This is a genomic window from Ensifer sp. ENS11 (assembly GCF_014851895.1).
GTDB lineage: Bacteria > Pseudomonadota > Alphaproteobacteria > Rhizobiales > Rhizobiaceae > Ensifer > Ensifer canadensis.
Map to the genome: position 1 here is coordinate 45,845 of NZ_JACVAN010000027.1, position 18,996 is coordinate 64,840.

Below are 18,996 nucleotides of genomic sequence, written 5' to 3' on the forward strand. Positions count from 1 at the left end.
ATGGGCGAATTCGTAATCAAGATGCCGGATGTCGGCGAAGGCGTGGCCGAGGCCGAACTGGTCGAATGGCATGTGAAACCCGGTGATCCCGTGCGCGAGGACATGATCCTCGCCGCCGTCATGACCGACAAGGCGACGGTCGAGATCCCCTCACCGGTCAACGGCACGGTGCTCTGGCTCGGTGCCGAGATCGGCGACACGGTGGCGGTCAAGGCCCCTCTCGTTCGCATCGAAATCGCCGGCGAAGGCACGGAGGCTCTTGCGGCCGAAGAAAAGCCAGCGGCCAAGGCGGAGGAAAAACCGGTGCCGAAGACCGAAGCCCCGGCCGCAACACCGAGCCAACCGGCAAAGGTCGAGGCGAAGACGGCGGCCCCGGCCAAGAACGGCGTGCATGTTTCATCCGAGCGCCTGGAGAAGGCACTGGCCTCCCCCGCCGTGCGCCTGCGCGCCCGCGAAAGCGGAGTCGACCTGCGCCAGGTGACCGGCACCGGGCCTGCCGGGCGCATCACCCATGATGATCTCGACCAGTTTCTTGCCCGTGGCGCGCAGCCGGTGGCAGTCCCTGCCGGGCTCGTGCGCAAGACCGCCATCGACGAGATCAAGGTGACCGGTCTACGCCGCCGCATCGCCGAGAAGATGACGCTGTCGACCTCGCGCATCCCCCACATCACCTATGTGGAGGAGGTCGACATGACAGCACTCGAAGACCTGCGCACCATGATGAACCGCGATCGCAAGCCGGATCAGCCGAAGCTGACGATCCTGCCCTATCTGATGCGCGCGCTTGTGCGGGCGATCGCCGATCTGCCGGGTGTGAACTCCACCTTCGACGATGGCGCCGGCATCATCAACCGTCACCACGCGGTACATATCGGCATCGCCACGCAGACGCCGGCGGGCCTGACCGTGCCGGTCGTGCGCCACGCCGAAGCGCGCGGCATCTGGGATTGCGCCGTCGAGCTCAACCGGCTGGCGGAAGCGGCCCGTACTGGCACCGCGACCCGCGACGAGCTCACCGGCTCGACCATCACCATCTCCTCGCTCGGCGCACTCGGCGGCATCGTCACGACCCCTGTTATCAACCACCCCGAGGTCGCGATCGTTGGCGTCAACAAGCTGGCGGTTCGCCCGGTCTGGGACGGTGCGCAATTCGTACCGCGCAAGATCATGAACCTGTCGTCGAGCTTCGACCATCGCGTCATCGATGGCTGGGATGCGGCCACCTTCGTGCAGCGGCTGAAGGCTCTGCTCGAAACGCCAGCGCTGATTTTCGTGGAGGCATGAGGCGATCATGAAGGAAATTTCCTGCAAGCTGCTCGTCATCGGTGCCGGCCCCGGCGGCTACATCTGCGCCATCCGCGCTGGCCAGCTCGGCGTCGACACCGTCATCGTCGAGAAGGCGAAGGCCGGCGGTACCTGCCTCAATGTCGGCTGCATCCCGTCCAAGGCGCTCATCCACGCCGCCGACGAATTCCATAAGTTGCGCTCGGCTGCCTCCGGCCGCAGTCCGCTCGGCCTGTCGCTCGCCAACCCGACGATCGATCTCGCCCGCACCGTTGCCTGGAAGGACGGCATCGTCGGCCGGCTGAACGGCGGTGTCACCGGCCTTCTGAAGAAGGCAGGCGTTAAGGCCGTCATCGGCGTCGCCCGTTTCGTCGACGGCAAGACGGTCGATGTCGAGACCGAGATCGGCCTGCAGCGCATTCGCGCCGACGCGATCGTGATTGCCACCGGCTCGGCGCCGATCGAGCTTCCCGACATGCCGTTCGGCGGCTCGATCATTTCGTCGACCGAGGCGCTGTCGTTGAAAAGCGTGCCGGCCAGCGTTGCCGTCATCGGTGGCGGTTACATCGGACTGGAACTCGGCACCGCCTTTGCCAAGCTCGGCGCTCACGTCACCGTGCTCGAGGCGCAGACGCGCATCCTGCCGCAATATGACGCCGATCTGTCGAAGCCGATTGCCAAGCGGCTCGGCGAACTCGGCATCGAAGTGTTCACCCAGACAGTTGCCAAGGGGCTCTCCGCCGACGGCAAGAGCCTGCTTGCCGAGCACAATGGTCGGCCGATCGAGGTACCGGCGGAAAAGGTTCTGGTGACGGTCGGCCGCAAACCCGTGACCGAAGGTTTTGGGCTTGAAGAAATCGATCTCGACCGCGCCGGAAAATTCATCCGCATCGACGACCAGTGCCGCACGTCGATGCGCGGCATCTATGCGATCGGCGACGTCACCGGCGAGCCGATGCTGGCCCACCGCGCCATGGCGCAAGGGGAAATGGTCGCGGAGATCGTCGCCGGCAACAAACGCGCCTGGGACAAGCGCTGCATTCCCGCCGTCTGCTTCACCGACCCGGAGATCGTGACATCAGGACTATCGCCGGAAGAAGCCCGTGCCAGCGGCATCGAGATCAAGATCGGCCAGTTTCCCTTCCAGGCGAACGGCCGCGCCATGACGACGCTGTCGGAGGACGGTTTCGTGCGCGTCGTCGCGCGCGCCGACAACCATCTGGTCCTCGGCATCCAGGCCGTTGGCCACGGCGTGTCCGAGCTTTCGGCAAGCTTCGGACTTGCGATTGAGATGGGCGCGCGCCTAGAAGACATCGCCGGCACGATCCATGCTCACCCAACGCAATCGGAAGCGTTCCAGGAGGCGGCCCTCAAGGCTTTGGGCCACGCGCTGCATATCTGAACGGCGAGAGACGATCTCCTCTCACCTCATCCCTGTGCTTGTCACAGGAATCCAGCTACGGCGCGTCGGCGCCGTGAATGAATCGTCATCGCGCATTCAGCTCTTCGGAGGAAAGAAGCCCTTCAGCGCCGCAGACGCGGCGCTGCTGGATTCCTGTGACAAGCACAGGAATGAGGGCGGCGACAATGCCCCCCTTACTGCAACAACTCCAGCCCCACCGCCGTCGCCTCGCCGCCGCCGATGCAGAGGGAGGCGATGCCGCGCCTGACGCCCTTGGCGCGCATCGCGTGCAGAAGCGTCACGATGATCCGGGCGCCGGAAGCGCCGATCGGGTGGCCGAGCGCGCAGGCGCCGCCGTGGATGTTGACGATGTCATCGGAAAGGCCGAGGTCGCGGACCGCAGCCATGGCAACCACGGCGAAGGCTTCGTTGATTTCATAGAGCCCGACGCTGTTCTTTTCCCAATCGAGCTTTGACAGCAGCTTCTCAATGGCTCCGATCGGCGCGGTGGTGAACCAGGCTGGCTCCTGCGCATGACCGGCATGGCCGGCAACGATCGCAAGCGGCGTCAGCCCACGCTTCTCCGCCTCGCTTGCGCGCATCAGGATGAGCGCTGCCGCACCGTCTGAGATCGAGGAGGAGTTGGCGGCCGTCACGCTGCCGTTTTCACGGAACGCCGGCTTCAGCTTCGGGATTTTTGCCGGGTCCGCCTTTCCGGGCTGCTCATCGTGGTCAAGCGTTACGGTCTGTCGCTTGCCGGCGCCGTTGATCGCAACCGTCTCCTCGGCAAACGAACCATCCTCCAATGCCTTCACGGCGCGTTCCAGCGAACGCAGGGCAAAGGCATCCTGATCCTCGCGGGAGAACTGGTAGTGCTCGGCCGTATCTTCGGCATAGGTGCCCATCAGCCGACCGGAATAGGCATCCTCGAGACCGTCGAGGAACATGTGATCCTTGACTTCGCCGTGGCCGAGGCGAAAACCGCCGCGTGCCTTGGGCAGTAGATAGGGCGCATTGGTCATCGACTCCATGCCGCCGACCGCAAGCGCCGTGGCGCCGCCGGAAAGCAGCGTGTCATGGCCGAGCATCAGCGCCTTCATGCCCGAACCGCAAACTTTCGAAATCGTGGTCGACGGCGTTTCCATGCCGAGGCCGGCGCCGAGTGCCGCCTGGCGCGCCGGGTTCTGGCCGACGCCCGCGGGCAGTACATTGCCCATCAGCACTTCGTCGACGGCATCGAGGCCGGCGCGCGCAAGCGCCGCCTTCAGCGCGATGGCGCCGATCTCCGGCGCCGTCAAATCCTTGAGGCCGCCCTGAAAGGCGCCCATCGGTGTGCGTGCCGCCGAAACGATGACGACCGGGTCAAGCTTGTCCATGTCTTCCTCCTGCACCGCCTCTCTCGCGGTTGGAAGCGACTATAGCGCAGCGATTGTGCAGTGCAACGCGACTTGTTGGCGCCAGCGACCGGATCGGATTTTCACGTGTTCCACCGCCGGGACAACGCCCGGCGATGGCAGGTCGGGCTGCCGGCCGGCAATCAGCCCATGCGCTCGGAAGCATAGCTGCCGGGGCTCGCCGGGAAGACGACGACGCGGTTGCCGTTGATGAAGCAGCGATGATGGATATGGGCGTGTACGGCGCGCGCCAGCACCTGACTTTCGACGTCGCGGCCGATCGAGACATAGTCCTCGGCGCTCTGGGCATGGGTGATGCGGGCGATGTCCTGCTCGATGATCGGACCCTCGTCGAGATCCGCGGTGACATAGTGCGCCGTCGCACCGATCAGCTTCACGCCGCGCTCATAGGCCTGCTTGTAGGGGTTCGCGCCCTTGAACGACGGCAGGAAGGAATGGTGGATATTGATGATCCGGCCGGACATCTTCTTGCAGAGTTGGTCGGACAGAACCTGCATGTAGCGGGCGAGCACGACCAGATCGGCGTCCGTCTGCTCGACGATCTCCAGCATGCGTGCTTCGGCCTGCGGCTTGTTCTCCTTGGTCACCTTGATGTGGTGGAAGGGGATGTCGTGGTTGACGACCACCTTCTGGTAATCGAAGTGGTTGGAGATGACGCCGACGATATCGATCGGCAAGGCGCCGATCTTCCAGCGGTAGAGCAGGTCGTTGAGGCAATGGCCGAAACGCGACACCATCAGCAGCACTTTCATGCGCTCTTCGCTGTCGCGGATCTCGCAGGTCATGTCGAACCGCTTGACAACAGGCGCAAAGCCTTCCTTCAGCTCGTCGAGCTTGACGCCGTCCTGGCTGATGAAGGTCAGGCGCATGAAGAACAGGCCCGTCTGCAGGTCGTCGAACTGCGAACTGTCGGTGATATAACAGCCTTTTTCCGCGAGATAACCGGTAATGGCGGCAACGATGCCGCGGGTGGACTTGCAGGTGACGGTCAGCACATAGCTTTTCATCGGTATCTGTCTCTCGCTCCAGAGGTTTTTCCGGCCCCCCTTATACGGCCAGTCACCGCGAAAACTAGCGCGGCCTTCGCCCGGCTGTCGATCCATTCGCGACATCGGCTGGACGGAACCGGCCAGCCGGCACCGGTGCGGCTTTGTGAATGGCGCCTGGATTGGCTAGCGCGGGGTGCGATCGGGATGGGCGCGGGCAAACGCGTCGATCTCCGCGCAGCGCTGGTCGATGGCGACAAGTTTCGGGCAGGCGGAAAGATCGACGTCCCAGCGACGGGCATTGTAGACCTGCGGCACCAGGCAGAAATCGGCCATGCCGGGGCTGTCGCCGTGGCAGAAGCTCCCGGTTGACGGGTGGTCGAGCAGGCGCTCGAACGCCGCCAAGCCCTCGCCGATGAACTTGCGCATCCAGTCGCGGCGCGCGGCCTCGCCGTCTGCAGCATTGGCCATGACGAAGGATACGACGCCGAGATTGCAGACGGGATGGATGTCCATCGCGATCGCGTAGGACAGCGCGCGCACGCGCTGCCGCCCCACCGCATCATCAGGCAGGAAGCCGGCCGCTTCCCGCGTTTCCGCCAGATACTCGATGATGGCGAGCGATTGCGTGAACCGCTCGCCATCGATGTCGAGCACGGGCAAGAGCCCCTGCGGATTGCGGTCGAGATGTTCCGCTTGCCGATGGCCCCTGGCAAGCAGGTCCACCGGCACCGATCGATAGGTCTCGCCGAGACTGTTCAGCGCGATGCGGACACGGTAGCTCGCCGAGGACCGCCAATAGTCATAGAGATCGGTCTCGGCCATGCTGCTATCCTCGTCGCGTGCGCTGCCCACAATCAGGCCTTTTCGTAAGGCCCGACCGACTGCTCGATCGCACCGAAGATCGAATGGCCCGCCTTGTCCTTCATCTCGATGCGCACGATGTCGCCGAAGCGCAGGAAGTGCGTCTTGGGCGCGCCGCCAACGATGGTCTCGATCATGCGCAGCTCGGCAATGCAGGAGTAGCCGGCGCCACCTTCGGAGACCGGTTTTCCGGGACCACGGTCGAGCTTGTTGGAGACGGTGCCCGAACCGATGATCGTGCCCGATGCAAGCGGCCGCGTCTTGGCCGCGTGCGCAATCAGTTGGCCGAAATCGAAGGTCATGTCGACGCCGGCGTCCGCGCGGCCGAAAGGCTTGCCGTTGAGGTCGACATGAAGCGGCAGATGCAGCTTGCCGCCATCCCAGGCGTCGCCCAATTCATCCGGCGTGACGGCGACCGGCGAGAAGGCAGACGACGGCTTCGACTGATAGAAACCGAAACCCTTGGCGAGTTCGGCCGGGATAAGACCGCGCAGCGACACGTCGTTGACCAGCATCACCAGCCGAATGGCGGCGCGCGCCTCTTCGATCGAGGCACCCATCGCCACGTCGTCGACGACGACGGCGATCTCGCCTTCCATGTCGACGCCCCAGCTTTCATCCGCCATCAGGATCGGATCGCGCGGCGCAATGAAGCTGTCCGAGCCGCCCTGGTAGATCAGCGGATCGGTCCAGAAGCTCGCCGGCATCTCGGCGTTGCGGGCTTTTCGCACCAGCTCGACGTGATTGACGTAGGCTGAACCGTCCGCCCACTGATAGGCGCGCGGCAACGGCGAAAGCGCATCGTGCTCGTGGAAGCGGACCGTTGGCTGCGCACCGGTTTCGATGCCTTCGGCAACGCGCTCGAGCCGCGGCCCTGTATGTGCCCAGTCGTCGAGTGCGGCCTGCAGCGTGCGGGCAATGTGCCCGACCTCCGAGCAGCGGGTGAGATCGCGGGAGACGACCGCGAGTTTTCCGTCACGCGAGCCATCCTTGAGTGTCGCCAGTTTCATGCAATCCTCCCTCTACGCAGACGATTCGTCCGCAAGTTCCACAACAAGGCCGTCAGACGCGATCGTCAAGGCACCGGTCCAGCTTTTGCGCGTGGCAGCCGTCCAATGAGCGTGCGTGATTTCAGGATCGTCGGCCGGGATGAGATGATGCAGCACCAACCGCCCGACGCCGGCCGCCGTGGCAATCGCACCGGCCTCTCCGGCAAAACTGTGGCTTGCCAGCAGGTGCTCCTTCAGCCGCGCGCCGTTGCCGGTGCGCGCCACCAGCCGATCGACGCCCTCTGTCAGCATTGCCTCATGCACCAGAATGTCGGCACGATCAGCGAAATCGGCGAGCGGCGCGAAATAGGCCGTGTCGGCCGAAAATACCACGCTCGCCTCCGCATGGTCGAACCGCAGCGCGAAGCAATCGGTCACCGGCGGATGATCGACGCGCAGCGCCGACACCGCCAGGTCGCCTTCGGCCAGGACCGGGCCCTCGGCAAATTCGACGATGTCGACGAGTTGGCGCAGATCGGGCCGGCCCTCGTCGATGACGCGGATAACGATGTCGAATTTCATCGCCTGCAGAAAGCCGTGCCAGTAGTCGCGGGTTCCCGGCGGGCCGAAGACGCGCACGGTCGTTGCGAGACCGGCGGTCCAAGCGGTGTGGATCAAGGGCCCGAGCTCGAGCACGTGATCGGAATGCAGATGGGTGATGAAGATCAAATCCAGCGCTTTGAGGCTGACGCCGGCATCGGTGAGGCCGCGGGTGACGCCGAGGCCGCAGTCGACAACCACAGTGCGGCCGCCGATTTCAAGCAAGGACGAGGTCGGCGAAGGGCCGCCCGGACGGATTGCCGGGCCACCCTTGCTGCCGAGCAGAACCAGGCGTGCTCTCAAGACCAGTCGCCTTCCGGCGTGCCGTTGAAGCGCTTTTTCAGATCGGTCCAGCAATCGATGTAGTTGTCCTGCAACGTCTCCAGTTCGGCGGCGAAGCGGGTCAATTGCTGCGGAAAGCGGGTTTCGAACATGAAGGCCATCGTATGATCGAGCTTCACCGGTTTCAACTCGCTGTTTGTCGCCTTGTCGTAACCTGATGCGTCCGGCCCGTGGGCCAGCATCATGTTGTGCAGGCTCATGCCGCCGGGCACGAAGCCCTCCTCCTTGGCATCATAGCGACCATAGATCAGGCCCATGAACTCGCTCATGATGTTGCGGTGATACCAGGGCGGCCGGAAGGTGTGTTCGGCCACCAGCCAGCGCGGCGGGAAGATGACGAAATCGACATTCGCCGTTCCCTCCTCGCCCGACGGCGCGGTGAGCACGGTGAAGATCGACGGATCAGGATGATCGAACAGGATCGCTCCAACAGGCGAAAAGGTCCTGAGATCGTATTTATAGGGCGCGTAATTGCCATGCCAGGCGATGACGTCGAGTGGCGAATGGCCGATCTCGGTGACGTGGAAGGCGCCGCACCACTTCACATGCACGCGGCAGGGCGTTTCCTTTTCTTCATATGCAGCTACCGGCGTCTTGAAGTCGCGCGGATTGGCAAGGCAGTTGGCGCCGATCGGACCGCGATCCGGCAGTGTGAACTTGGCGCCGTAGTTTTCGCAGATGTAACCGCGCCAGACCTTTTCGTCGCCAAGCCTGGTCACCTTGAACATGGTGCCGCGCGGCACCAGGCAGATCTCCGAAGGCTCGACATCCATCTTGCCGAGTTCGGTGAACACCTGGATGGCGCCGCATTCCGGCACGATCAAAAGCTCGCCGTCGGCGTTGAAGAAATAGTCGTCGACCATATCGGCGTTGAAGGCATAGGCGTGGGCTGCCATGCCGCCCTGCGTCAGCGCGTCGCCGGCCGTCGTCATGGTGCGGATGCCTTCGAGGAAGTTCAATTTTTCCGACGGCGCCGGCAGCGGCCCCCAGCGCAACTGGCCAAGAGCCAGCGAATGATCGGCCACATGCGGCCCGGTCTTCCAGTACGGATAGTCGATTTTCTGGAACCGCCCGGTGTGACGCACGCTCGGGCGAATACGGTAGAGCCAGGAGCGCTCATTGGTGCCGCGCGGCGCGGTGAAGGGCGAACCGGAGAGCTGTTCGGCATAAAGACCGTAGGCGCATTTCTGCGGACTGTTCTGGCCCTGCGGCAAGGCGCCCGGCAGGCTTTCGGTCTCGAAATCGTTGCCGAACCCCGGCATGTAATCAAGCGACTGATCAGCAGTCGACCCGGCGCCCGCCTGCTTCTGTGCCTTGTCCAACATGACCTCAACCTCCTCCTCTGGTGCCTGCCCATCGAGGATCACGGCTGATCCCGGAAGTCCACGGCACGTTCTATACATATGGGCGCCGCCCCAAATCCGAATGGACGGTGGCGCGCTGCCGCCCTATTAGTTGCAATCGTAACTATCGATTTTGTAACTATCAAGGATGCCACAGATGGCGGCCGATGGCTTCGAGCTCAACGCATTCCTGCCCTACCGACTGAACCGCGCCGCCGAGTTCGTCGCCGTGCGCTTCGCAGCCGAATACAAGGCGCGCTATCAGTTGACGCGCCCCGAGTGGCGCACGCTGGCGGCGCTTGGAAGCTCGGCCCGTGCGATGACGGCGACGGAAGTCGGCACCCATTCGGCCATGCACAAGACCAAGGTCAGCCGCGCCGTCTCGGCGCTTGAGGAGCGGCGCTGGCTGAAGCGCAGCGAGGACGAAGACGACCGCCGGTTGGAACATCTGGAACTGACCAGGGCCGGCCGGCTGGCCTATGGCGAACTCACAGGACTTGCGAGCGTCTACCAGGCGCACCTCAACGAACTGATCGGCGCCGGCGGCTTGAAGGCGCTATGCGCCGGCCTTGAAGCGATCGAACGGGCGATCGACAGGGCCGAGAAGCGCCCTTCCCGCAAATGAGCCTTGTACCAGCCGGCGCTGATATCAGCCTTTCATGCGTTCCGGGATCGGCACGCCCTGGAAACTCTTCAAGGTGTCGAGCACGATCGACGTCTTGACGTGCTGCACGCTGTCATGCGGCAGCAGCACATCGTTGACGAAGCGCGAGAGGCCGGCGAGGTCCGGCGTCACCACCCGCAGGTGATAATCCATTTCGCCGGTCAGCGCGTAAGCCTCCAGAACCTCGGGCAGAGCCGAGATCAGCTTGCCGAAGCGCTTGGCGTTGTCGCGGTTGTGGGTGGCGAGCGTCACCGAAATCACCACCATCAGATCGAGTCCGAGCTTCTGCCGGTCGATCTGCGCCTGATAGCCCGTGATGAAGCCTTCCGCCTCCAGGCGGGTGCGGCGGCGCGAGCATTGCGAGGGCGAAAGGGCGATGCGCTCCGATAGCTCGTTGTTGGTGAGATGTCCGTCGCGCTGCAGTTCGCTGAGGATCTTGAGATCGAACCCGTCAAGCTGCTCCATTCATGCATCCTTATACAGTATTTCGCACGTTTTGTGCGGCATCCTGCTCAAAACGCACAAGAATACAAGCATCATGCATCGAATTTGCGTCATACTCCAGCAAAGTTTGGAGGCCAGAGAAATCTGGAGAACTTAAAGAGGAGACTTCCGATGGGCCCGTTCCCGCATGACGCCCCGCCCGCAACGATTACCGCGGAGAACCCGGCTGGTACGGATGGCTTCGAATTCGTCGAATTCGCCCATCCGGAGCCGGAGAAGCTCGCCGAGCTCTTTACCCGCATGGGCTACAGCCCTGTCGCGAGACACAAGAGCAAGAACATTACCGTCTGGCGACAGGGCGATATCAATTACATCCTGAATGCCGAGCCGGGCTCGCATGCCATGCGCTTCGTCGACGAGCACGGCCCCTGCGCCCCGTCGATGGCCTGGCGCGTCGTCGACGCCAAGCACACCTTCGACCACGCGGTCTCCAAGGGAGCCATCCCCTACGAAGGCACCGACAAATGTCTCGATGTTCCTGCGATCGTCGGCATCGGCGGGTCGCTGCTCTATTTCGTCGATACCTACGGCGCCAAGGGCTCGGCCTATGAGGCCGAATTCGAATGGACCGGCGAGCGCAATCCGAAGCCGGAAGGCGTCGGCTTCTATTATCTCGACCACCTGACGCACAACGTCTATCGCGGCAACATGGACAAGTGGTGGGCCTTCTACCGCGAGCTGTTCAACTTCACCCAGATCCATTTCTTCGACATCGACGGCCGCATCACCGGCCTCGTCAGCCGGGCGATCACCTCGCCCTGCGGCAAGATTCGCATTCCGCTGAACGAGTCCAAGGACGATACCAGCCAGATCGAGGAATATCTGCGCAAATACAAGGGCGAAGGCATCCAGCACATCGCCGTCGGCACCGAAGGCATCTACGACGCCACCGACAAGCTGGCGGACAATGGCCTGAAGTTCATGCCAGGCCCGCCGGAAACCTACTACGACATGTCGCATGACCGTGTACACGGCCATGACGAACCGATCGACCGGATGAAGAAGCACGGTATCCTGATCGATGGCGAAGGCGTGGTGAACGGCGGCATGACGAAGATCCTGCTGCAGATCTTCTCGAAGACCGTCATCGGACCGATCTTCTTCGAGTTCATCCAGCGTAAGGGTGACGAAGGTTTCGGCGAGGGCAATTTCCGTGCCCTGTTCGAATCGATCGAGGCCGACCAGATCCGCCGTGGCGAACTCGGGCCGCAGGCGGCCGAGTAGCACGGACAGCGCCTCCATTCTCTTGTGGTGGCGCTATTCTCGAGTCTTACAAAAGCCTCTCGCCCGCTGGCGAGGGGCTTTTTTGGTTCCGGCACTGTCGCCGCACTCAGTTCGTGGCGTCGTTGACCACGCGCCAGTTCGGCCGACCGAGTTCATGCGGCCATTCATGCACGTCCCGATCGTTGAAATAGACGACCTCGGCTAGGTTTGGGAAATCCGGGTCGGGCTGTGTGGCGGTGTCGATCCAGGACTGCATGTAGGGCGCGCCGCCCTGCCAACCGAGCTCGGCGACCCAGATCGGCTTGTTGTATTTGGCGACAAGACCGTAGCCGGGTTTCAGCGCCTGCTTGAAGGTGTGAGGCCCGCCGTATTCGATCGCGTCGAACTGTTCGAGACCGAACACCGAAAGACCGACGAGATCGACATAGTCGTCGCCCGGATAGTACTCGCCGAGGTTCGGCATGCCCTTGGGCGACCACATCAGCTGGACATTGGGTACTCGTTTGCGCACGATATCCATCGCGTGCTTGTAGGCTTTGACGTAGTCCTGCGGCGCCCATCCGGCCCAGGAGAACCGTCCCGATGTGTCCTCCATCTCCTGCCCCCAGCGCACGATGACCGGGCTCTTCAGCTCGGCAAGCATGCTGGCGATCGCTTCCATGTTGGCGTCGTAGTCGCCCCTGAGTGTCCGGTCGCGCAACTGGTCAGGCGTCAGCTTCCAGTCGAGCGACCATGACCACGGCTCGATGGTAACCAGCAGCTTGCGCTTGCGCTGAAGCGCGTAGGCGTCAGCCAGGCGCAACGATTCCAGATCCACGTCTTCCCATGGCAGGAACAGATGCTCTGTCGAGACATCGGTCTGGTCGCCGAAATCGCCATGCGGATCATAGGCACCGAGCCGCGTTCCGCCGGGGTGGATGACGGGGCGCTTGTCGGCCATTGTCTGTGTCTGACCTGCATTACCATTGGCGGCAAGATCGGCCTTCTCCTGTGCCAACGCTGATACCAGGCCCGCGCCGGACCCCAGATTGAAGGCGAGCGCAGTGCATAGGGCGAATGCCAATTTGCGTTTCATGTCATCCTCCTGTGGCGGTTCGACCGCTCTTCTTGACCAGGTATTGGTCCTTCAGGCGTAACGCCTTTTCCGTGATTGCGTCGGAAGCAACGAGTTTCCTGTATTCGTCGCCGGGCTTGGGCTTGGCATGTTTGAAGACGTACCACTCGCCATTCGGCACGCGCCGCTGATAAATCGTGTCGCCAATCTTGCTGTGCCCGAAACAGGTGCGGGCCGGACCGGAGCCATCGAGCGCCGTCCATTTCGCCTGCATGCACATCATACCGAGATCACTGACGTACCAGTTGCCTTCCGCAAACGAGCGTTTGCCCTTGTCGTTCACGAAGGCGACCAGCTTCCTGTCATGCGCGGTGAAGCGGGCGCCGCCCGTCGGCCATTGCCAGGTCTTGTTCCGGTAGAGAGAATAGACCTCGTAGGCGCTCAAGGGGATCGGCTTGATCTCCGTCTTCGCCCTGGCGGGTTGCGCGCCGGTATAGACCGCAAAGGCTGCGAGAGGCAGCAGAAGCGGCAAAAGCAATACATTCATGGACCGTTTCATCATTTTTTCTCCTCGCTTGAGGGCCTTTTGCGGTGCGAGAGGCCTGCGGCACGCTGCGCTACAGCGATGCCTGAAGCCGCCCGACCTTGCCTGTCACCCTCGTCTCACGCACCTCCGGCAAGCCGGAGCCTTTCCGCAGCCCGTCTGTCGCGGACGACGAAAACCCTTTCCATTTCAGGCGAAAACGAACGACCCTGAGGTCCGATCCACCCTGCCCGGCACCGGCGACCGAAAACTTCGCTTCGGTGAGCCCGACGAAACCGAGTCCCTGCGAGAGCGCCTCGGTGGCCTCCGCGCCATGGCGGATGGCCGACTGTCCCGACAGCACCGAAATGACCACGAGACAGCCAGCGGTCAGCGCCGTCATGGCCGTACGGGGAACGAGGGCAAGGCGGTTCTCCCGCGCATGCTGGACGTGGATGGTGGCAGCCAGCCCGGCGTAAACAAGGGCATTGATGCCGGTAAAGATGTAGAAGCCGCGCGCCGTGCCGGCGTCGGAGACGAGCCAAAGCGCAAGCGCTGAGCCGAGCGATAGCAGGAGGTAGGGCATCATGACGCGCAGCGGCAGGGGGGCTGCCGGTCCTGCGCCCTTGGGCGTGATGCGGAAATCGACAAAGGAGCCGCTGACGTGATCGCGCACAGCCGCGGCGCAGCCGAGCAGCGACCAAGGCCAGCGGGCAAAGAGAAACAGCATGCCTTCCCAGCTGAGAACCCGCGCATCAAAAGGACGGAACGTGCCGGTCGAGCGCCAGAAATAGGCAAGCCCGATCAGAACCAGCGACAGCGGCGCGAAGTGCAGCAGGAAGTCGGGATAGGTGGCGGCGACGAAGCTCCGCCCCATGACCAGCGCCATGATCGGCATGACGAACATCAACGCCATGAACAGGGAAAACAGCGGGTACCAGAGCTGCGAGAAGACGAACTGGAACTTCAGCCGCATCGGCAGCCTGGGCACATAGACCGGCGAATATTTGAGCAGGATCGTTACCAGGCTGCGCGACCACTGGAATTCCTGGATAACGAGATCGGCAAAGGTCGCGGGCCCATCCCCATGGGCGATCGCATGCAGGGCATGCACGCCCTTCCAGCCGCCGGCGTTCATCAGGAGCGTGGTCGAATGATCTTCGGCAAGCTCTGGCCCGAGACCGCCGACCTCTCTCAGCGCCTTGGTGCGAACGGCATAATGCGAGCCGATGCAAAGCGGCGCCCAGCCGTTGTTGTAGCCCGCCTGCAACGAGCCGTGCAGGCTCGCTTCGGCGTGAAGGCGACCGCGCGCCGACCAGCTGCGCGCCGCATTGGCATCGCAGATGCTTGGCGCCGAGACGTAGCCGACCTTCGGGTCGTTGAACGGGCGCAGCACCTCGACGAGATAGGTCGGCTCCGGCACGTGATCGGCATCGAACTGGGCGACGAAATCATAGCGTTCATAGCCATAATGATCGTAGAAATAGGCGAGGTTTCCCTCCTTGCAGCGGGTGCGCCGCGGCCAGGTGGCGCGGTGGTAGTCAGCAACCCCCTTGCGCGTCGAAACGAGCACACCCTGCCGCGCGCACCAATCGATCGTCTCAGGCGACGGATCCTCGTCCGCCAGCCATACGTCGTAATCGCAGCCGATCTGATCGAGCATTGCCAGCAGCGTCTTGCGGACAACAGTGAAAGGTTCTGACGGCGCCTTGGTCACGACCATGGCGATCCGGCCGTTCGGGACGGCCCGGCCGTTCTTTCCCGCGACCTTGGCGCCTGCGAAGATGAAGATGAAATAGGCAGGCAGTAGTGTGATCCAGCCGACCACGATCGTAATCATGACGTAGGATGGCCAATGGGTGACATGGGCGGGATCAAGCCACCACGCCCAGAAGAACAGGAATGCGACAATCCAGGCTGCGATGCCGAAGCCGTTCGCAATCCGCATGCGTGTCGAAAAAAGCGCCACGAGCATCGCCGAAGCATCGCCGGCCGGCGCCGCCGTCAAGGCAGCGGACCTGGCGGATGGGGCGAATGACATCTTGCCTGTCATGACCGTACCTCCAGCCCGAAACCGGGGGCAGCCGTTCGGATGATGGTTTCGATATTGGACAGCGACGGCCGGAAGCCGAGCGTCCGGCGTGCCCAGGTGGTGTCGGCATACAGCACCGGCGGGTCGCCGGCGCGACGCGCCAGAAGCTGCACGGGAACCCGTCTGCGGGTCACCTGATGGATGGCGTCGATCACCTGCCGGACCGATGTGCCGTGGCCCGAACCGAGATTGGCCTTGAGCGGCTCGCCGCCGTTGCGCAGGTAGTCAACGGCGGCAACATGCGCCTCGGCCAGGTCCATGACGTGAATGTAGTCGCGGATGCAGGTGCCGTCGGGCGTATCGTAGTCGTCGCCGAAGACATCGAGCCTATCGAGGCGGCCGGCTGCGGCCATCAATGCCCGCGGGATCAGGTGGGTCTCGGGATCGTGCCGCTCGGTCAGCTGCCCATCGGGATCGGCGCCGGCGGCATTGAAATAACGCAATGCAACCGACCGGAACCCGTAGGCCCGGGCATAGTCGCCGAGCATCAATTCGATCATCAGCTTCGTGCGACCGTAAGGATTGACCGGAAGCTGGATCGTGTCCTCGGTGATCGGCAAACGCGGCGGCACGCCATAGGTCGCGCAGGTGCTGGAAAAGACGACGCGCGCCAGCCCCGCTTGACGGCAGGCCTCGAGCAGCGAAACGCTGCCGGCGACATTGTTGCGATAATACTTTCCGGGATCCTCGACCGATTCTCCGACGTAGGCGGAGGCCGCGAAGTGGATCAGGCATTCGGGTTTGAAGGTCCGTATAGCCTCGACGATCCGATCCGTGTCTTCGAGCCCTCCTTCGACCAATGGTCCCCAGCGGACATTGGTCCGGTGCCCCGTCGACAGATTGTCGTAGACAACAGGCAGGAAGCCGGCCTCATCGAGGCGTTTGCAGGTATGGCTGCCTATGAAGCCGGCTCCGCCGGTGACAAGAACGACGCGCGACATATCATACCGCCTCTCCCGCCACGGCGAGATCTGACGCGCCCAGGCGGCGATCGAAATAGGCAATGGCGCGTTGAAGCCCTTCGCGTAGCGCGACCTTGGGCTCCCAGCCGAGCTCCGCCATGGCCTGGGAAATATCCGGCCGGCGCTGACGCGGATCGTCGACGGCTGCCGCACGGTGCACGATGCGCGAGCGTGAGCCGGTCATCGTGCGGATCATCTCGGCAAGTTCGAGAACCGTGAACTCGCCTGGGTTTCCAAGGTTGATCGGGCCGATGCAGCCGTCATCCGAGATCGATAACCGTATGAAGCCCTCGATGAGATCGTCGACATAGCAGAACGACCGCGTCTGATGGCCATCGCCATAGATTGTGAGGTCCTTGCCGAGCAGCGCCTGCACCACGAAATTCGAGATGACGCGTCCATCGTCGGGGCGCATCCGCGGCCCATAGGTGTTGAAGATCCGCGCGACCTTCGTCTTTACTCCGTAGGTGCGGTGATAGTCGAAGAACAATGTCTCGGCCGATCGCTTGCCCTCATCATAGCAGGCGCGCGGCCCGATCGGGTTGACGTTGCCGAAGTAGCTTTCGCGCTGCGGGCTGTGCAGCGGATCGCCGTAGACCTCCGATGTGGAGGATTGCACGACCGTGGCCCCGGTGGCGCGGGCGTTTTCCAGCGCATTCATGGCGCCGAGCACGTTGGTCATCAACGTTCCCACCGGGTCGGCCTGATAGTCCGGCGGAGATGCCGGTGAAGCAAAGTTGAAGATGACGTCCACGTCAAAAAGGAAAGGTTTGCGGACGTCGTGCTCGACGATCTGGAAGCGGCTTGTCTCGCTGAGATGAGAGAGGTTTTCTCGCCGACCGGTCGAGAAGTTGTCGAGGCAGACAACGCTGTGCCCCAGACAAAGAAGTCTTTCGCAAAGATGAGACCCGAGAAATCCGCCGCCTCCGGTCACCAGTATTCGCTTGGGTATGCCTGCTACCTTCTTCAGAAAATCCTGCCCGCCGACAACCGGCAGCTGACCACGACCGACCTGACGCATTACACACCTCCAATTATTATACACACCATTGCACCTGGTGATTGGAGACGAGACGTGACTGAAAGCTACAATAAGGAAATATTCTTTATCAAGAATTCAAAACACGACCCGACAATATAAAAATAATATCCAGAAGGACCACGAATCCTTCTTCAGTAATTTATTATGTTAGATAATTAGCAAATAATTAATACATAGTCAACACGGAACTAAAATAACAATATATGATGCCATACACAATAAAGTTACAATCACAAAACATGTACCTAATTTGAACAAAAAATCAGCAGACATCACAAATTATAAACAGATAGCGAGAAGATATAATTACATCCATCGAAATATCTTCGTATAACTACATAACTGAAGAATAATTACTCAACCATCCGGCATCAACGACATATCGGATCTACGCCATACGGCCACGCTTCCTCGCACCTCTGTCTGCGACACGCGATACTCGCCGCCACGACAAAGCATGCGATGCCCGCCTGGGCCACCGCAACAAACATCACAGACGACGTGAGAGTACTTGGGTTAAACCGCGCCCAACGCAAACCGTCCCTCAAAGTCGCCACTTGGCGATGAGCAACGGAAGCATCATCCCCGACGTCTCACGGCGTCAGTTCTTCCAGCGCGAAGAAAACGGTCCCGCCGCGTGCTCGGAATCCGCATCGGTGGTAAAATAGCGCGATGCTGCTTCCGTCCGGTTTCGCACATTCATCTTCTTGTAGATGTTGCGGACGTGAACCTTCACGGTGTTTTCCGACAACCCAAGGCGATCGGCGATAATCTTGTTCTGGGTTCCCATGCAGATCAAATCGAGAATCTGCACTTCGCGGGTTGTTAACCCACCCAGACTTGCCTCCCGCCGCCGCTTTCCGGCATTCGCATAGACAGCAGCATCGGACGCTTCCGCCTGCCGACCATAGAGCTTGGCCGAGTTAAAGGGGTCTACCGACAGCCGCCGCAACAGTGCAGCCGGGAAATGCTCGCCCCCCTTCATCAGCAGATCGATCGCCGCAAGGCAGACATCAAGGTGCAGGTTGAGAGGAAGGACACCATGGATCAACCGCTCTTCAACAAAACCGGCGATCGACGGATCGAGTTCTTCGGCATTGTCCACCACCAGTCCGATCGAGGCCTTGGGATGGAACTCGTGAATGGTCCGCAGGATTGTCGGAAATGTCTTGGCAGACATGCGGTATAGCATGATCAAAGAAACATCGACGAGATTGCCGTCGAGCAAATTGTCGGGGTCGGAAAGACTAACGACGTCATGTCCAGAAAACCGGGAGCCGACCGCCTGCATCAAGCACTCGGCAAACAGGTCGATCTTGGCAAGCATGACAATCTTTTTCTTTTGCGACAAAGCCTTGTTGTTATCTTCAAAATCGCCCACGTTATGGCCTTCAGGATGCATTACGCCCTCCTCGGGTTTTCCCATTTATTCTTATGGGTGCGCCAGCCTGACTCGGAGTTACGCCCATCTCAGCAAATTGATTCGTGACCAGTGGATAGCGCGAACCCTCTCCACAGACGGAAAATTCGCACTAGCTAATGTATCGTAAAGGTAGGAGGGGTGAAACAACCCAAAAGGATTAGATGCCCTCCAGAAAGCCCCTTAAATCGTTCTAATTAGAACCATCTTTGGGCTAATTCTTAACCAAAAGTATAACAAGATCGTATCCGAAGCGTCTGAATGGGCTTTCAGCCTAGGCTACTCA

At 61.7% G+C, this 18,996-nt stretch carries 17 protein-coding genes; 4 read left to right on the forward strand and 13 right to left on the reverse strand.

Going from position 1 to position 18,996, the window contains the following annotated elements:
- Together IB264_RS30760 and lpdA are read left to right on the forward strand one after the other, a co-directional pair.
- Positions 1-1,284: a dihydrolipoamide acetyltransferase family protein gene (locus tag IB264_RS30760; protein WP_025424946.1), complete on the forward strand. Its 1,284-nt coding sequence runs from the start codon at positions 1-3 to the stop codon at positions 1,282-1,284.
- A 7-nt stretch (positions 1,285-1,291) separates the two neighbouring features.
- Entirely contained in the window at positions 1,292-2,686 is a 1,395-nt protein-coding gene (gene lpdA / locus IB264_RS30765; protein ID WP_025424947.1) for a dihydrolipoyl dehydrogenase, read from the forward strand.
- Positions 2,687-2,880: 194 nt separating this feature from the next.
- Here lpdA and IB264_RS30770 read toward each other — a convergent pair whose 3' ends face one another.
- The 6 genes from IB264_RS30770 to hmgA form a co-directional block, all read right to left on the reverse strand.
- Positions 2,881-4,062: an acetyl-CoA C-acyltransferase gene (locus IB264_RS30770; RefSeq protein ID WP_025424948.1), complete on the reverse strand. Its 1,182-nt coding sequence runs from the start codon at positions 4,060-4,062 to the stop codon at positions 2,881-2,883.
- A 161-nt stretch (positions 4,063-4,223) separates the two neighbouring features.
- Positions 4,224-5,108: a formyltetrahydrofolate deformylase gene (gene purU, locus IB264_RS30775; protein WP_025424949.1), complete on the reverse strand. Its 885-nt coding sequence runs from the start codon at positions 5,106-5,108 to the stop codon at positions 4,224-4,226.
- A 165-nt stretch (positions 5,109-5,273) separates the two neighbouring features.
- A complete protein-coding gene (maiA, locus tag IB264_RS30780; RefSeq protein WP_025424950.1) occupies positions 5,274-5,912 on the reverse strand; it encodes a maleylacetoacetate isomerase in 639 nt (212 codons plus the stop codon).
- A 32-nt stretch (positions 5,913-5,944) separates the two neighbouring features.
- Complete coding sequence (locus tag IB264_RS30785; protein WP_025424951.1) at positions 5,945-6,961, reverse strand: fumarylacetoacetate hydrolase family protein; 1,017 nt, start codon at positions 6,959-6,961, stop codon at positions 5,945-5,947.
- Between the two features lie 12 nt (positions 6,962-6,973).
- Positions 6,974-7,843 (reverse strand): MBL fold metallo-hydrolase, encoded by an 870-nt coding sequence (locus tag IB264_RS30790; RefSeq protein ID WP_192434858.1) that lies wholly within the window; start codon positions 7,841-7,843, stop codon positions 6,974-6,976.
- Positions 7,840-9,207, reverse strand: coding sequence for a homogentisate 1,2-dioxygenase (gene hmgA / locus IB264_RS30795; protein WP_025424953.1), 1,368 nt, complete (start codon positions 9,205-9,207; stop codon positions 7,840-7,842). Before hmgA ends, IB264_RS30790 begins: the two co-directional genes overlap by 4 nt.
- A gap of 175 nt (positions 9,208-9,382) precedes the next feature.
- Here hmgA and IB264_RS30800 point away from each other — a divergent pair, with 175 nt between their 5' ends.
- Positions 9,383-9,850 carry a MarR family winged helix-turn-helix transcriptional regulator gene (locus IB264_RS30800; protein WP_025424954.1) on the forward strand — a complete coding sequence of 156 codons (468 nt, stop codon included), beginning with the start codon at positions 9,383-9,385 and terminating at the stop codon, positions 9,848-9,850.
- A 24-nt stretch (positions 9,851-9,874) separates the two neighbouring features.
- Here the strand turns inward: IB264_RS30800 and IB264_RS30805 are convergent, their stop codons facing one another.
- Positions 9,875-10,354 carry an Lrp/AsnC family transcriptional regulator gene (locus tag IB264_RS30805; protein WP_025424955.1) on the reverse strand — a complete coding sequence of 160 codons (480 nt, stop codon included), beginning with the start codon at positions 10,352-10,354 and terminating at the stop codon, positions 9,875-9,877.
- A 150-nt stretch (positions 10,355-10,504) separates the two neighbouring features.
- Between IB264_RS30805 and hppD the strand changes: the two genes are divergently transcribed.
- A complete protein-coding gene (gene hppD / locus IB264_RS30810) occupies positions 10,505-11,617 on the forward strand; it encodes a 4-hydroxyphenylpyruvate dioxygenase (protein ID WP_025424956.1) in 1,113 nt (370 codons plus the stop codon).
- A gap of 106 nt (positions 11,618-11,723) precedes the next feature.
- On the opposite strand, the gene IB264_RS30815 is transcribed toward hppD, so the two are convergent.
- From IB264_RS30815 to IB264_RS30840, 6 genes are all read right to left on the reverse strand, one after another.
- Positions 11,724-12,692: a glycoside hydrolase family 26 protein gene (locus IB264_RS30815; RefSeq protein ID WP_025424957.1), complete on the reverse strand. Its 969-nt coding sequence runs from the start codon at positions 12,690-12,692 to the stop codon at positions 11,724-11,726.
- Between the two features lies 1 nt (position 12,693).
- Entirely contained in the window at positions 12,694-13,230 is a 537-nt protein-coding gene (locus IB264_RS30820) for a DUF995 domain-containing protein (RefSeq protein ID WP_225906473.1), read from the reverse strand.
- Between the two features lie 58 nt (positions 13,231-13,288).
- On the reverse strand, positions 13,289-15,247 hold the full coding sequence (locus IB264_RS30825) for a glycosyltransferase family 2 protein (RefSeq protein WP_025424959.1): 1,959 nt from the start codon (positions 15,245-15,247) through the stop codon (positions 13,289-13,291).
- Positions 15,244-16,227, reverse strand: a complete 984-nt coding sequence (gene galE / locus IB264_RS30830) for a UDP-glucose 4-epimerase GalE (protein WP_025424960.1) — start codon at positions 16,225-16,227, stop codon at positions 15,244-15,246. The genes IB264_RS30825 and galE overlap by 4 nt, the downstream gene beginning before the upstream one ends.
- A gap of 1 nt (position 16,228) precedes the next feature.
- Positions 16,229-17,269 carry a UDP-glucuronic acid decarboxylase family protein gene (locus IB264_RS30835; protein ID WP_025424961.1) on the reverse strand — a complete coding sequence of 347 codons (1,041 nt, stop codon included), beginning with the start codon at positions 17,267-17,269 and terminating at the stop codon, positions 16,229-16,231.
- Between the two features lie 622 nt (positions 17,270-17,891).
- Positions 17,892-18,692 (reverse strand): response regulator transcription factor, encoded by an 801-nt coding sequence (locus tag IB264_RS30840; protein ID WP_025424962.1) that lies wholly within the window; start codon positions 18,690-18,692, stop codon positions 17,892-17,894.
- Positions 18,693-18,996 lie beyond the last annotated feature (304 nt).